15 protein-coding genes are annotated in these 12339 nt (G+C 57.5%); 6 read left to right on the top strand and 9 right to left on the bottom strand.

Annotated elements, in window-relative coordinates:
* Positions 1-20: 20 nt before the first annotated feature.
* The 8 genes from ACSYS9_RS09605 to ACSYS9_RS09570 all read right to left on the bottom strand — a co-directional run bounded on the left by ACSYS9_RS09605 (position 21) and on the right by ACSYS9_RS09570 (position 5161).
* Positions 21-341: a hypothetical protein gene (locus ACSYS9_RS09605; RefSeq protein WP_182681046.1), complete on the bottom strand. Its 321-nt coding sequence runs from the start codon at positions 339-341 to the stop codon at positions 21-23.
* Position 342: 1 nt separating this feature from the next.
* Positions 343-1938, bottom strand: coding sequence for a DUF5906 domain-containing protein (locus tag ACSYS9_RS09600; protein ID WP_440569122.1), 1596 nt, complete (start codon positions 1936-1938; stop codon positions 343-345).
* 59 nt (positions 1939-1997) lie between these two features.
* Complete coding sequence (locus ACSYS9_RS09595; protein WP_440569120.1) at positions 1998-2222, bottom strand: plasmid mobilization protein; 225 nt, start codon at positions 2220-2222, stop codon at positions 1998-2000.
* Between the two features lie 592 nt (positions 2223-2814).
* The gene (locus ACSYS9_RS09590; protein ID WP_440569118.1) at positions 2815-3495 is read right to left on the bottom strand and encodes an ankyrin repeat domain-containing protein; all 681 of its coding nucleotides are present in this window, start codon (positions 3493-3495) and stop codon (positions 2815-2817) included.
* Between the two features lie 139 nt (positions 3496-3634).
* A complete protein-coding gene (locus ACSYS9_RS09585; protein WP_440569116.1) occupies positions 3635-4126 on the bottom strand; it encodes a helix-turn-helix domain-containing protein in 492 nt (163 codons plus the stop codon).
* Positions 4113-4250, bottom strand: coding sequence for a hypothetical protein (locus tag ACSYS9_RS09580; protein ID WP_440569114.1), 138 nt, complete (start codon positions 4248-4250; stop codon positions 4113-4115). The genes ACSYS9_RS09585 and ACSYS9_RS09580 overlap by 14 nt, the downstream gene beginning before the upstream one ends.
* Positions 4251-4253: 3 nt before the next feature.
* Positions 4254-4667 carry a hypothetical protein gene (locus tag ACSYS9_RS09575; RefSeq protein WP_440569112.1) on the bottom strand — a complete coding sequence of 138 codons (414 nt, stop codon included), beginning with the start codon at positions 4665-4667 and terminating at the stop codon, positions 4254-4256.
* A gap of 5 nt (positions 4668-4672) precedes the next feature.
* Complete coding sequence (locus ACSYS9_RS09570) at positions 4673-5161, bottom strand: hypothetical protein (protein WP_440569110.1); 489 nt, start codon at positions 5159-5161, stop codon at positions 4673-4675.
* Between the two features lie 343 nt (positions 5162-5504).
* On the opposite strand from ACSYS9_RS09570, the gene ACSYS9_RS09565 reads away from it, so the two are divergent.
* The 6 genes from ACSYS9_RS09565 (at position 5505) to ACSYS9_RS09540 (ending at position 11370) form a co-directional block, all read left to right on the top strand.
* Entirely contained in the window at positions 5505-6143 is a 639-nt protein-coding gene (locus tag ACSYS9_RS09565; protein ID WP_081352336.1) for a phosphatase PAP2 family protein, read from the top strand.
* An 83-nt stretch (positions 6144-6226) separates the two neighbouring features.
* The gene (locus ACSYS9_RS09560) at positions 6227-6571 is read left to right on the top strand and encodes a hypothetical protein (protein ID WP_071228904.1); all 345 of its coding nucleotides are present in this window, start codon (positions 6227-6229) and stop codon (positions 6569-6571) included.
* A gap of 80 nt (positions 6572-6651) precedes the next feature.
* Positions 6652-7761, top strand: coding sequence for a polysaccharide biosynthesis/export family protein (locus ACSYS9_RS09555; RefSeq protein ID WP_071228905.1), 1110 nt, complete (start codon positions 6652-6654; stop codon positions 7759-7761).
* 1 nt (position 7762) lies between these two features.
* Entirely contained in the window at positions 7763-8446 is a 684-nt protein-coding gene (locus ACSYS9_RS09550; protein WP_071228906.1) for a YjbF family lipoprotein, read from the top strand.
* A 3-nt stretch (positions 8447-8449) separates the two neighbouring features.
* Positions 8450-9202, top strand: a complete 753-nt coding sequence (locus ACSYS9_RS09545) for a capsule biosynthesis GfcC family protein (RefSeq protein WP_071228907.1) — start codon at positions 8450-8452, stop codon at positions 9200-9202.
* Positions 9202-11370: a YjbH domain-containing protein gene (locus ACSYS9_RS09540; protein ID WP_071228908.1), complete on the top strand. Its 2169-nt coding sequence runs from the start codon at positions 9202-9204 to the stop codon at positions 11368-11370. The genes ACSYS9_RS09545 and ACSYS9_RS09540 overlap by 1 nt, the downstream gene beginning before the upstream one ends.
* A gap of 162 nt (positions 11371-11532) precedes the next feature.
* On the opposite strand, the gene ACSYS9_RS09535 is transcribed toward ACSYS9_RS09540, so the two are convergent.
* Complete coding sequence (locus ACSYS9_RS09535) at positions 11533-12234, bottom strand: glycosyltransferase (RefSeq protein WP_177179523.1); 702 nt, start codon at positions 12232-12234, stop codon at positions 11533-11535.
* Between the last annotated feature and the right edge of the window lie 105 nt (positions 12235-12339).

The following is a 12339-nucleotide window of genomic DNA, read 5'->3' as shown; positions in this document are numbered from 1 at the left end:
GGTTATCATCGAGATGGATGTCATTGTTGGAGTCCTCTGGGCACAGAGTGGTTGTTCACCCTGCGCAAAAGGTTGAGGGCGTAGCCTTGGCGGGCTGTCTTGAAAACACATTCAAGCAATTGCACGTCCAATTCGGGGGTGGTCTTCCCGTGTCCAATCTTGCAGTCATAACGCTGCAAGATAAGAGCATCCCAGGTGACGTTGCCGTCCGGCGCGTGATTGGACAGGTGACAGAACCCACGCGCTACCCACTGTGCTTTTTCCAACAGTTCATCACCATCTACAATGATGTGGCTGAACGCCGCGCAAAATGCCTCTTCAATGTCTTTGTTGGTGTCCATATTAAAAGCTCCACTGTTCGTCGGTGAAGTCCTTATCCGACACTGTAATAAGAATGGGTTCGCCGTCGGCAACCTTGGGTGTATCAATCACGGATGGAGCGATTTTTGTGGGCGCACGCACAATGATTTCGCCGGTTGGAAGCTCCCAGGACAGATCCGCAGGAATGCGTGCGCGCACACAATTGACCTGGATCCCATCAATACGCTTTGTGTCTCCACGCACGGACTGTGGCCGTTCAAACCCTGGCATTTGCCAAAAGCGCGTCCAGAATTGTGCCGGACTCAAGACATGACGGCCATCGCCCTCAGAGAATTTGGCGTATGAGTTGTAGATATCGCTCTTAGGTGTCAATGTGCTTGCGTCAGGAACAATTCCACAGTAATCACGCCACGCGCCCACACAGTCGTTCTTGCTGCGAATTGACTGTTTAAAGATCTTCGTTGCTTCGGGCCATTCATCTTCGGGCAGAAAACCGCCGCGTTTAACAATGCGACTGATACCTTCCAACAGCCAGTCCAATACGATGTGCGCTTCATCTTTCAGAATGCGCTCCGCAAGATTTGGGACTTTGATGTATGTTCCATGCCGTTGATTCCACTTGACCACGCACAAGCGGCGGTACACACCGTCGGTTGCATCGCTAATCATTGGCTCATAGTTGGAACTGACGATGTGGCAGGACGTGTTCACGAACTCAATCATGTCGCGATACAAGAACTTTGCAGTCAGCAGATCACCCCCGCTGAGCGCTTTGAAAGCTTCTTGATTGATACCTCGCGCCCCATTCGTCACTTCTGGTGTGAAGATCAAGCTGGCGTTCACGCAACTGGCGAGCGCTTGAGGGTCACCACACTTATCCAGCCAGATTTGCGCCGTGCGATGGTGGAACCCACGAATGATGGACGACATCACACCTTTGCCATTGCCACCTGTTCCCACCCACCACCAGACCAATTGATGCGGCCCAGGAATGAGCGTGAGAGCACACTGTTCTTGCACCAATGCACAAATATCCGGGTCCGGCAATGCGCTGGCAAGGAAGCGGCCAAACAACGAGTTGGATGGAACAGCGTGAGGTGTGTGTTGCTTGTTGTACGTCGTGCTGACAGTCGCGTTAACTCCAAACATGAGGCCCAGTTTTTTATCGGCGGGGAGAACGGTCACGGCCCCATCTTTGCCCACGTGCAGGTAGCCATTTTTCGCGGCAATAACAATCTTGTCTGCATCCAACTTAGGCAGTGGATCAAGCATGTTTGTGGCAAATTTAAAGCAATCCGTTGCAGCCGAATTTGTAGCCTTGTCGGGCATATGCTTGAACAGGAAATCGGTTGCCATTGCCGTTCCATCTGCCTGGGTAACGGTGTCCCAAAATACACCGTTCCATTTGTATGCCATACCGTTGGCTCGTGCCCAATCTCCACACGCGCCGCTGTTGATGTAGTTCACCCAATTCCATGCGGGTGTATTAGATGGGATGATGTTCGCGCTGTTGATCTTCTTAATCTTCGGCTGAGCGGTTTTTGGAGCCGCCTGTTTGCCGATGGAAGCTGGCGGGGTTGACACCACAGCGTTATTTGATACGTTGGTTTTGGACATGAATTTCTCCTATAGTTTTACCTCATTGAAAACCGCTCGGCTGCAACCGCGCGGTTTTTTTATGCGTTTTGGACTTCGTTGAACAACCAGTTGTTACCAACAGCCAAATCCGTGAGTTCCCGGATGTATTCGGAAACGGTCATCCCACTGCGCTGCGCCATCTCTTCCAGTCGCGCCAATTTCTCTTGATCAAAGCGGAACGTGCGGTTGATTTTTTGTGGCCGCGCGCGGCGGCGGTACGGCTTGCGCTTTTTGTTGAATTTGAATTGCAGTACCTCACCCATGTGTTACCTCCAAAAAATCTGTTGTGTTATTTAGTTGTAATTAACTTTTGCATCTTGTCAAGCATATTTTGTATTGCAAAATTCGCAATCTTACTGCCGCAGGGGTTTTGGATGTTTTTTGCAACTTTTATTCATCCAATTTCAACCGCAGGTCGGGTTGTTTTTATCGCCGCTTTTTAAAAACCCCTTCAAAGCCTTATGGCGTAAGGCTTTGAAGGTGATTTCATCTGAATTTTGCAATACAAAATATGCCGTGAGTAGGGCTTTGAGTAGGGCTTGAGTAGGGCCTTTTGGAGCTACCCTACTCAGCCAGAACCGTTGGTATATATAGGTTTAACCTATTTTGAGTAGGGTGAGTAGGGTAAAACATAAAAAAGTTTCCTCTGGGAATGCTTTTTTGGTGTTTTTTTTGTATTTTTCTATAAATAATTTATCAACACCCACCCTACTCACCTACTCACCCAATTAAGCCTTACTCCCGCAAGGGTTTCAGTGAGTAGGGGTGTTGCGAATCACCCCTACTCATTCAATAATTTGTATTGCGTTTTTTATGAAACTAAGCAATTAAGATCCAGTTGATATTCAAGTATCATTACATCCGGCGTTTACCAAAGCTTGTGTCACCACAAGACTCAACCTGATCCATAATTTTTCGTGACAATCGCTCGCTCAAGATTTTCTGCGCCTCATCAGTGCAGTAAGAGTCTGCAATCTGCTCTGGCGTGAAACCGTAATCATCCAGAGCATACAGATCTGCGCCATTATCCAAGAGGAAATTGATTGTCTCGCTCTCAGGAAACAAGAACGCAGCATGCAACGGGGTGTAACCGCAATAGTCGCAATGCAAGTTGACATCAGCTCCGTACGAAATCAGCAACTTCATTGTCTTGATATCCCGCTGCCTCACTGCCATATGCAAAGCGGCGTGACCTGGGAAATCCATGTCACTCAACGACGCGCAAGTATTTGGATCCACCCCCATTTTGAGAACATCCTCAAGCTGCCACTGATCAATGCGGGTGCAGTAGTGAACCATTGTGTAGCCACAAGAAAATACAATGTTTGTGTTCGCCCCGTATCGAACCAAAATCTCCAACGACTCCATTTTCTTGCACTTGAAAGCTAGCTCCACAAGACTGCGAAGGTCACCTTCTTTGTAGTAGGTTGAATCTGGGTCAACGCCGAGCTTCAACCTTTCTTCAAGCAGATCCAATTTCCCCTTCACAACAGCAAGTCCCAGGACCGACTTGCCGCGCTTGTTGTAGTTCTCCATTTCATATCTCCACATTTGCCCGCTGGGCGACAGGGAAATGTTGACAATGGCGAATAGATTTCTCCACATAAAAAAAGCCCCCAAATTGGGGGCCGAAAAGGACTGCAAGGGACAACTAGGGACTGGGGCTTAACACCGCCTATCTCAGTGCTTGCGCGAGGACGTTTCTTTCGTGCAAAGCAATACGCTCTTGCACTTTGGCGCGCTGTTGTTGTTGCTCATCGAACAACATCTGCTGTGCTTCGATCATCAGATCTGTGCTGCTCCACTGCAGCTCGGTGAGCAATTCAAAAATACCGTCAACAACCGTGTTGTCGTCCAATTTGGTGGCGTGGTCCACGATGACCCCATTCGCCACCTGGAACGCATGAAGATGCACACTGGGCATCACAGGATGTTGGAGCCATGCGTCCACATCGCTCTTTCTGTAGCGCACTGGTGAAGTGGACCAACGCTCTTCGGTGCGTGCTGGACGCTCCCCAATGGGCGGTGGTGGCATCCCTTGGTTGCGCAGGCGCTGCAATGTCTTGGTGCTGACTTGCATCAACACAGCGGCTTGCGCTGCGGTGAGATGGAGATCCCCAGGCGCTTGGGCTAACGCTTGGCGCTGCTGTTCATCAACCTTCGCCACCACCGCCTCCAATGTGACTCATCAGTTCGTTATGCTGGACTTGTACGCTGTACAGTTCGTCTCGATCTGTAATATGCACGGGCTGGTGTTGGTCGGCGTATGGCGTGATGTTCAGTTCGCTCATCCATTAAATCTCGCTTATTTGGATTTCCACACCAATCTCTTGGATCTCATCCAAAATCATATTGAGGCTACCTATTGTTGAGCCCATCTTTCCCTTTAGACTGTCTTTTCTTTGAACGGTCAAGGCATTGGAAAAGTTTTCCAATATCCAATTGCGCCTGCGGCGGATATCGTCACTATCCAATGCCATTAAGCGCTCGTTGAGAGGATGGAACAACCGTCTGAGCTCTTGAAAGCGCGTGTGTGCGAATTTTGTGTACGTGGTGTTGGCTGAGCGCTGGTTCATTAGCCGAGCTTCCTCAACCATCCTTTTGAAGTCACGCACATCACGATACAAAAGCCTTAGTTCTTCAACTGAAAGCTTCCGCACCTTCTTTTTTTCATTTCGCTCGTCAACAAAGAGCATTCCATCACTCATAGCTCTTAATCATCCTTGGCGTGTCCCAGCCCTGCGAGCGCCTCAACCAAACACATCTTTGAGCGTTCGGCACGGCGGGCGTAGTCTTCTTGACGGAGTTCCTCACGCACTGTCCAAGCATCATTCCGGAGCGCTTGGGCACCCTGCGCGTATCCAATGGAGTCGCATACCTGAGCGAAAAATCGAGCATTGATCACAAAACGGATGCGTGGGCCAACCTGGGAGCGTCGGCGACCGGCCTTGGCCACAACCGGCACCATCACCGTTTCGGGCGTGGGATCGAGTATTTCTGCCAGGTCTTCCAGCGGCAGCTGCCAGTGTCCGTCAATCTTTCGGGCACCGGGGTAACGGCCACTCTTCATGCCCTCGCGGATCTTCTGCAACACGCCCCGAGAGTTGGAGTTGCGACCGAGAACAACCGCCACTTCCTCCGGGGTCAACGCATGGCGTTTGGGCCAGTCTCGACGCAGGTTTTCCAACGCTGTTTTGCTCATATCCAGACAGTAGCAGCGGACCTAGGCTGGGGCAAACGACTGGGGCAAAAAGGGGGTGTTCGTGGGTGTTTAAGGGTGTCTTATGGTGTTCGACTGAAGGCGGACAAACAACGCTCGACACGCTTAATTCTTTGAAATTAAAAGACTTTTCCTACCAGCCCGAACTTGCCCCAAAAAAGAGTTGACCTTAGGAGGGGGACGCTCTATCCAGCTGAGCTACGGGGCCATTGGCAGCGGGCAAGGATACCGCGTCTGGCTGAATGGACCAACCCGCCCAGCGCCGCCAATGCAGTCGGTCCCGTTATCCTTTGCGACTCCCCCGCTCCAGCAGCACTGTCGCCACATGATGATTGTCTGGGAGGGCCTGTCCGCAATCGGCGACAGCCGTGCCCTTCTACCTTTGGTTACCGTACTGGCGGTGTTCCTGCCAGCCATGCATCGCCCCCTGCTGAGGCGTTGGACAGTGGCCATCATCGCCGTGGCCGGGGCGACCCTGGCCAGCAAGATCGCATTCATGGGCTGGGGCCTGGGCGTGGAGTCGCTGGACTTCACCGGCATTTCCGGTCATGCTGCCATGTCCAGTGCGGTGTACCCGGTCGCGCTGTGGCTGCTGGCATCCGGCCGCAGCCAGCGGGCTTGGAACTGGGCCCTGGCGGGCATGATGCTTGCAATGGCGATCGCCATCTCGCGTTTCCCACTGAAGGCTCATTCCCCGTCCGAGATTCTCAGCGGACTTGGCCTCGGCATCGTTGCGTCCATTTGGGTTCTGCGCCGATCACAGGCACTGGGGCAAACCTTGGCTGTGCGTATCCGCACTGTGGTCCTGGCCATCGTGGCCGCGATTGGCTTGCCATTTCTGCTGGCAGACCTGCACACGCATGATCTTGTGAAAGCCGCTGCAAAGGCTCTGTCCGGTCGTGAGCGCGCACTGGATCGTCACGACCTGCGCAACCATGCATCGCCGACCGATCAGCGTTACTGACATGAGATGCAACAAGCCTTGACAGTCAACGTTCAGCAACCGAACATGGCGCCAGAATTTTCCCTGACGGAGCAGGCCTCCCCATGTTCAAGAAGACGATCGCAGTTGTGGCCCTGGCGGCCTTTTCCGCCTCCCCGATGATGAGTTTCGCGCAGGAAGCGCAGGCCGTTGCTGGCGCGCAGTCTTCCGCGGAAGCAGGTGCGGCTGAAGTTGCCGGTGCTGAAGCGGCGGGCGTCTCGACCGCTACCGTGGTGGGCACCACCGTGATTTCAGTGGCAGCGGCGGCCGTGGCCTACAGCGTCGGCGGCGACAGCACCAGCGGCAGCAATGATGGCGGCGGCGGCACCGATCCCGGCGGCCCGGGCCCGGGCGGCCCCGGCACCGGTGGTACTGGCGGCACCGGCGGCACCGGCGGCACCGGCGGCTGATCGAAGCACCGTGTAGCACACAAGCCCTCGCCGGGCGCGACCCGGCGGGGGTTTTTTATGCCCGCCAGAATCTCATTATCATGAACAAGACAAACCTTCACTTTCTTGCCGCTGCACTTGCCGCGCTGACATTGTCCAGCTGCGCGCTTGCACCGGGCCAGCATCTGCGCCGCAGCGACGTGGCCATTGACCGCCGCAGCGGCGACGGCCAGCTCGATATCGTCACCATCACCCCGAAGCTGATCGCACAGGAAAATGCCGCTCGTGCGCAGAAGTCGCTGCCAGCCGCGCTGTTCGACTACCAGCCCGGACCCTACAAGGTGGGTGCCGGCGACATCCTGTATGTCACGGTCTGGGATCATCCGGAACTGACCGTTCCGGCGGGCCCTCAGCAGCAGGGCTCGCTGGCAGGTCGACTTGTGCAGAGTGATGGCACATTGTTCTACCCGTACATCGGCAAGGTCGTTGCGACGGGCAAAACACCGATGGAGCTCCGCGAGGAGATCAGCAATCGCCTGTCCAAGTACGTGGAATCGCCGCAGGTAGACGTGTCAGTTCTCACCTACGGCAGTCAGCGCGTCTGGGTGACGGGCGCCGCACAGCGATCCTCGCCGATCGCGCTCAGCACTTCGCCCCTGACCCTGGCGGACGCCATCAGTCAGGCCGGCCTGGACAACCTGCAGGCCGACCTGTCGGGCATACAGCTCAGTCGCGAAGGCACGACCTACACCATCAACCTGGAAACCCTGGCCCGCGCGTTTGGCGGCCGCCAGTTGCTCCTGAAGGATGGTGACTCGATCTTCGTGCCCTATCTCGATCGCAAGGAAATCTTCGTGGTCGGCGAGGTCAATCAGCCGGGCGCGTACAGCTTCCGCACAGGCGACGTGTCGCTGAACCAAGCGCTCGGCCGGGCACGAGGCATCCTGCAGCAGACCGCAAACGGCAACGCTGTCTACGTCATTCGCGGCAGTGCTGACCTGCAGCAGGAGCCCTCTATGGTCTACCAGCTGGAAGCACGTTCGCCGACCGCGTTCGCCGCCGGCAGCCAGTTCCACCTGGAGCCAGGCGACGTTGTGTTCGTCGGTGCCGCCGGCGTGAGCCGCTGGAACCGCTTCGTGAATCAGCTGCTGCCCTTCACCAATATCCTGTACAACGCCGCACGTACCGGAACCGAAGTCAGGGACAACTGATATGGCGCGCAAGGATGCGGCCAGACATCGGTCGACGCAGCGTGTGCCCGGTGCGCTGCTGTCGGCCGCTGTCGGGGCTCTACTGCTGGCAGGCTGCACCACTGGCAGCCGCTCCACGGCTGATACCTTCCGCCTGATAACCCATCGCCCGGCACAGGCGACCGTCGAAAGCGTGGCCAGCAACCGCTTCCCGCAGATGCAGGTGGAGACACCTGAAATCGAGGCTGTCGCGGTGCTGGGCTACATCGATGGAGGCCGCCAGCAGTGGTATGCAGGTACGTACGCCGTGTTCGAAATGGACCGCAATGGCTTGCTGTTGGGCGGTAGCGGCCTGGGTGAGGAGTGGCGTGCGCGCATCGAAGGCCCCTCCCCCTTCGACAACCTGCTTGCCGTGACCACACCCGTGACGTTGCAGCGCCGCTATGACTGGGTGCCTGCTTACCAGGTCAACGTGGCCGTGACCGGCACCCTGAGCAAGGGGGCACTGGAGCAAGTAGAGATCCTGGGAACGCGGCGCACCCTGCAACGATTCGAGGAGCAACTCCAGGGCGGCGGCATGCACGGCCGCAACGTCTACTGGGCCGATCCGACCACGGGCTTCATCTGGAAGAGCCGCCAGCACCTGGACCCGGGCCGTGTTGCAGAGCTGACCCAGCTCAAACCCTATCGCCCGGCCAAGGATTGAGCCATGAAATTTCGACTTTCCAACGCGGCGATCATCGCTGCGCTGTTTGCCACGAGCTCCGCACAGGCAACTCCGGTGCGCTTCGAGGGAGCCAGCGAGGCAAGCGGCATGCGGGACTTGCCTGCCAACGCCCGTCTCGCCGACGCTCTGCTGCAGGCTCGCCCTCGACCTGACGCCTACCTGCTGGGCACCAGCTTCGAGCGCCCGCAGGCGATGGAAGAACAGGTGCGCCTTCGTGCCGGCCTGCAGTACGGCGCAGAGCAGCTTGCAGACTCCAGCGACGCAGAGACCTCAGCCTTGGCGCAGACGCTGATGGACTGGTTGGCCGCACACCCTGCGACCGGACGGAAACCCATAGCCGGTACAGCGCGACTGATCCAGGTGCAACCGGCCAACAACCCGGTACTCGCCGCCGGCGATACGCTGCGGCTCCCGCTTCAGCCACGCACGATCACTGTCATGGGCGCAGTTGGCCAAGCCTGCGTGCTGCGACACGCCCCGCAGCGCGACGCACGTGACTACCTGCGTGACTGCAATCCCAGCAGACTTGCCGACCGCAACGATATCTATGTGATCCAGCCAGACGGCCGCGTCCAACAGCTTGGCATTGCACTGTGGAACCGCGCCGACCCGCAGGCCATCGCCGCCGGCGGCACGCTATTCGTGCCCCTGCGCGCCCAGCTCATCAAGCGCATCGATCCGCTGTTCAACAGAGATTTCGCCGCGTTCATCGCCACCCAGCCTGTCAGCCCGTGATGACCCAGTCCCGCCTGCCCCCGCGCCTGCTCCGCCCCGCCAAGCTCACGTTGAGCGCGCTCGCCCTGTCTCTTTCCTTCGCTCTGCATGCCCAGGAAGCACCGCCCGCCACGGCCAATGAGTGGGGCGGCATAGGCCTGCTGCAGACACCGACCGCGCGGATGGCGCACGATGGAGACCTGAACTTCACTGCGTCCTACAACGCACCTTACGCGCGCTACAACCTCACACTACAGCCACTGCCATGGCTGGAAACGTCTTTCAGGTACATAAACGTCAACAACCTCCTGTATGGCAGAAGCGTGGCGGGCGACCAGCACTACAAAGATAAATCGATCGACTTCAAGCTGCGGCTGTGGAAGGAATCGCGCCTTCTGCCCGAAGTCGCCTTTGGTGTGCGGGATCTCGGCGGCACGGGCTTTTTTTCGAGCGAGTACGTCGTTGCCAACAAGAATTTCGGACCGATTGACGCATCCCTCGGCTTTGCGACGGGCTATCTCGGTAATCGCGGTGACTTTTCCAACCCGCTCGGAGCGATCGACAATCGCTTCAAGGACCGGCGGCCAATTGCAAACAGCGACATCATCCAGGCCGGCAAGTTTGGCCTGAGCAACATGTTCAAGGGACCGGTCGGTATCTTTGGTGGCATCACCTACCAGACGCCGATGGACGAGTTGTTACTGAAGGTCGAGTACGACGGCAATGACTATCGTCGCGAGCCTCGTGGCAACAACCTGCGCCAACGCGCGCCGATCAACGTTGGCGTGGTCTACATTCCCAGCCCCAACGTCGAGTTGACCGCAGCATGGGAACGGGGTGACGCCGCCATGTTCTCGCTTACGCTGCGCGGCAACCCAGGAAATGCCCCAGCGGCACCCAAGCCGTTCGACCCGCCACCTCAGCGCCTGCTGCCCGGGCCCTCCACTGCCGCCCAAGGCACGATCACCACGCCCGCGGCGGAAGCCCTAGACTGGGGCGCGGTCACCAGCGAACTGCAGCGCAACGCCGGCTTCCGCGTTGAACGCATCTCCCGCCGCGGCGACGAGCTGTACATCGACGGCTATCAGACCCGTTACCTGCATGCTTCCAAGGGCTTGGGGCGGGCCACACGCATCCTCGCCAACGCAACCGACGACGACTACAACTGGTACACCCTGCGCACCACCCGCGTGGGCATGCCCATCGCCGACCTGTCGATCAACCGTGAGGCGTTCGCGGGGTACCTCGATGGCACGGTCAGCGAGGATGTTCTGCGCCGCAGCACCGAACTTCAGGCGCCAGACATGCGTGCGCGCGAGACGCTTTACACGCCCAAGCGCTCCCCGTTCGGCGGAGGCTTCAACATTGGTTATCGACAGAATCTCGGCGGTCCCGACGGATTCATCCTGTACCAGGTGGCCGCCAACTATTCGGGCAGCCTGTTCCTGCGTGACAACATCTGGCTGACCGGCACCGTCAGTGCCGACATCACCAACAATTACCACAAGTTCAAGTACAACGCACCGAGCCGGTTGCCACGCGTTCGCACGGATATCCGCCAGTATCTCACCACGTCCGACGTGATGTTGCCGAACCTGCAGGCAAACATCGCCGGACGACTGGCACCAGACCTTTATGGCATAGCCTATGCGGGCTATCTGGAGTGGATGTATGCCGGTGTCGGCGGCGAACTGCTGTACCGGCCCAGCGGCGAACACTGGGCGGTGGGCGCCAACCTCAATCGTGTGCAACAGCGCGACTATGATCAACACTGGGGCCTGCGCGATTACCGGATCACCACCGGCCACGCCACGCTTTACTATGCTTTCGACGCGCGCGAGCGCATCATAGGCTCACTCTCGGTCGGCCAATACTTGGCTGGCGACAAGGGCGCCACCCTGGATATCGCCCGCGTATTCGACAACGGCGTAACGATGGGCGCCTACGCGACCAAGACCAACGTCTCGGCCCGCGACTTCGGCGAAGGCAGCTTCGACAAGGGCATCTACTTCAGCATTCCGCTAGACGGTTTCCTGCCCCGCTCCACGCGCGGCCGTGCTGCCTTCAACTGGAACCCGCTGATCCGGGACGGCGGCGCCATGCTCGGGCGCAAGTACGGCCTGTACGGCATGACAGGTGACCGCGACGAACGCTTCTTCTACGACAACCTGCGCGCGATAGAAGATTGATGGCATTGCCTGAGCCGTCCGGCGACCCCGGCTGTCCACGAAGATACGGTCGGACAAGGGTGGCCGACATCATATTGGTCGCGCCGTCCTACTTCGATTCTGGCCAAGCCACGCCCAAGGCTGCCCCTGTGCTGTAGAACAGGCAACAGCCCGTTACAGCCATCAAAGGACGTAAAGGAATCTGATGTCGCGATACTTGATCGCGAGCTTGGCGAGCACATAGCGCGCATAAAGCCACGAGAGCATCCGCGCCAGTGGTCTCCGTTCGAACACGACGGGCCACGAACTTATCAAGGACCGGATACGCCAGAGCATTCCGTCTGCGGGCATGTCCGACCAGAGCGCGGTGTCGTGGCGAATCACCGAGGGCATGACTACGAGCTGCCGCTCATTGTCCGCAAAGTCAATCATGAAGCGCGTGTCTATCCCATACAGGGTCAAGCGCTCGTCAAATCGCGGCTGCTGCAGGTAGCCAGAGCGAATCACCATTCCACTGGAGATCGCAAGAACATTCTTTGGGGACCGGACGCCTTGTTGCGGAGCGCTTTCATGCTTCCCCTTGAAAACACGGAGGCGCCCCGGGCTGACGCACCTGCCATTGGACTCCACGACAGGCAGGAACAGGCTGCAGTCCGGGTTGCTTGAAATCTCACGATCCAGAATCCCAAGGAAATCATCCGGCAGCATCGAGTCCTGATCAAGAATCAGAAGCAGGTCGCCCGGCAACTGTGTGCTGACCGTGTTGTAGACCTTTGCCAGGCCGAAATTCTCCGGGCATGCAATGTAGCTCCGATCGAATCCGGAAAGATCCAGGCCCGAGATTGAATCGGCGCCAAATGAATCGGGGCTGTTATCCCAGACCACGACACGCCCACCGAATCCCGCCGGGCGACGAAGTATCTCACCAAGAGACTGCAATGTCGGCGAGTCCTCTGGCGCCATCCGATAGAGCACGACAAGGATGACAAG

It is taken from the genome of Stenotrophomonas sp. STK17_22 (assembly GCF_051983905.1).
Lineage (GTDB): Bacteria > Pseudomonadota > Gammaproteobacteria > Xanthomonadales > Xanthomonadaceae > Stenotrophomonas > Stenotrophomonas maltophilia_A.
Note: the sequence above shows the minus strand (reverse complement) of the source record. Positions and strands in the feature narration are given on the sequence as shown.

What these genes read in the sequence shown, in the direction of transcription:
- ACSYS9_RS09605 (WP_182681046.1), bottom strand. Translation starts at nt 341, where the DNA reads ATGGACACCAACAAAGACATTGAAGAGGCATTTTGCGCGGCGTTCAGC.
- ACSYS9_RS09600 (WP_440569122.1), bottom strand. Translation starts at nt 1,938, where the DNA reads ATGTCCAAAACCAACGTATCAAATAACGCTGTGGTGTCAACCCCGCCA.
- ACSYS9_RS09595 (WP_440569120.1), bottom strand. Translation starts at nt 2,222, where the DNA reads ATGGGTGAGGTACTGCAATTCAAATTCAACAAAAAGCGCAAGCCGTAC.
- ACSYS9_RS09590 (WP_440569118.1), bottom strand. Translation starts at nt 3,495, where the DNA reads ATGGAGAACTACAACAAGCGCGGCAAGTCGGTCCTGGGACTTGCTGTT.
- ACSYS9_RS09580 (WP_440569114.1), bottom strand. Translation starts at nt 4,250, where the DNA reads ATGAGCGAACTGAACATCACGCCATACGCCGACCAACACCAGCCCGTG.
- ACSYS9_RS09575 (WP_440569112.1), bottom strand. Translation starts at nt 4,667, where the DNA reads ATGAGTGATGGAATGCTCTTTGTTGACGAGCGAAATGAAAAAAAGAAG.
- ACSYS9_RS09570 (WP_440569110.1), bottom strand. Translation starts at nt 5,161, where the DNA reads ATGAGCAAAACAGCGTTGGAAAACCTGCGTCGAGACTGGCCCAAACGC.
- ACSYS9_RS09565 (WP_081352336.1), top strand. Translation starts at nt 5,505, where the DNA reads ATGATGATTGTCTGGGAGGGCCTGTCCGCAATCGGCGACAGCCGTGCC.
- ACSYS9_RS09560 (WP_071228904.1), top strand. Translation starts at nt 6,227, where the DNA reads ATGTTCAAGAAGACGATCGCAGTTGTGGCCCTGGCGGCCTTTTCCGCC.
- ACSYS9_RS09555 (WP_071228905.1), top strand. Translation starts at nt 6,652, where the DNA reads ATGAACAAGACAAACCTTCACTTTCTTGCCGCTGCACTTGCCGCGCTG.
- ACSYS9_RS09550 (WP_071228906.1), top strand. Translation starts at nt 7,763, where the DNA reads ATGGCGCGCAAGGATGCGGCCAGACATCGGTCGACGCAGCGTGTGCCC.
- ACSYS9_RS09545 (WP_071228907.1), top strand. Translation starts at nt 8,450, where the DNA reads ATGAAATTTCGACTTTCCAACGCGGCGATCATCGCTGCGCTGTTTGCC.
- ACSYS9_RS09540 (WP_071228908.1), top strand. Translation starts at nt 9,202, where the DNA reads ATGACCCAGTCCCGCCTGCCCCCGCGCCTGCTCCGCCCCGCCAAGCTC.